The following is a 455-nucleotide window of genomic DNA, read 5'->3' as shown; positions in this document are numbered from 1 at the left end:
TATATTCTCCTCCAGTATTAAACTTCTCAGTATAAAGGCTTAAAGTTTTACGTACAGGGTTAAGGCGGTTTTTTTTAAATTATTCTTTTATTTATTGAATTATTTTTAAATCTATTTTTGGATTTAATATTTCTATTTTAAATTGTTCATCATCATTTTTAATAATTTTAAAATATAAAGAACAATTTGTTTCTACAATATGATTGTTTGTTTCTTCTTTGCAAAAAGTTGTAGCAAATAAATATTCTTTATTAACAAAATTTCTGATTTTAGGCCAATATATAATAATTTCTTTTTTATCTTGGTTCAAATAAATATGAGAATTAATTTTATCTTTATATTTAAAATTTTGTTTAAATTCTTCTTGAATTTTATTAATTTGTTGATTAGAAACATTTGGTATAGATATAAAAGAATTTTGTTTTTCAAAAGTATTTTCGAAATTTAATTTTATA

General features: G+C 18.5%; 1 protein-coding gene. It reads right to left on the bottom strand.

The window, feature by feature from the left end; genetic code table 11:
• Positions 1–91: 91 nt before the first annotated feature.
• On the bottom strand, positions 92–455 hold a 364-nt coding region (locus tag RI76_RS03090), incomplete at its 5' end, for a hypothetical protein (RefSeq protein ID WP_036343635.1).

Origin of the sequence: Milkweed yellows phytoplasma str. MW1, assembly GCF_000309485.1 — a bacterium.
In the GTDB taxonomy this organism is placed as follows: domain Bacteria; phylum Bacillota_I; class Bacilli_A; order Acholeplasmatales; family Acholeplasmataceae; genus Phytoplasma.
Note: the sequence above shows the minus strand (reverse complement) of the source record. Positions and strands in the feature narration are given on the sequence as shown.